This is a genomic window from Clostridium sp. UBA6640 (assembly GCF_002455975.1).
Classification (GTDB): Bacteria; Bacillota; Clostridia; order Clostridiales; family Clostridiaceae; genus Clostridium_J.
The window spans coordinates 1-570 of the sequence record NZ_DKLM01000117.1; the positions used below are offsets into that span (position 1 = coordinate 1).

Annotated in this window: 1 pseudogene; it reads left to right on the forward strand. The window is 36.0% G+C overall.

The features are described 5' to 3' along the window. Positions 1–386 (forward strand): annotated as a pseudogene (locus B2W91_RS12580) (NAD(P)-dependent alcohol dehydrogenase); the annotation flags it as partial. Positions 387–570 lie beyond the last annotated feature (184 nt).

The following is a 570-nucleotide window of genomic DNA, read 5'->3' on the forward strand; positions in this document are numbered from 1 at the left end:
TAGAACAGATTATGGAGAAAACTCACGGAAAAGGTGTTGATAGAGTTATCATTGCCGGTGGAGATGTTAATACATTTGATGAAGCAATCAGAATGTTAAAACCAAGTGGTGTAATTGGTAACGTAAATTACCTTGGTGAGGGAGACTATATTAAAATTCCTCGTATCGAATGGGGTTGCGGAATGGGACATAAAACAATTCGCGGCGGTTTGATGCCAGGTGGACGTCTACGTATGGAAAAACTTGCTTCTCTTATGGTAACTGGACGTCTTGATACATCAAAACTTCTTACTCATAAATTCAACGGGTTTGAACATATGGAAGAGGCGTTGATGCTTATGAAGCAGAAACCAAAGGATTTAATTAAGCCTGTAGTAATTATATAGTAGAAAGCTTCTGTATAGAAAGTAACGGTCTGGGTTCTCTGTGAATCCAGACCGTTTTTTAATGAAATCATCACTAAGAGAGCTTTTCAAAATCTAAAGAAGTGCTATAGTAATATCACGTTAATATAATTATGATGGTAGCATTTGATAATATTATACACGTAAAAAAATGGCGAACAATGTT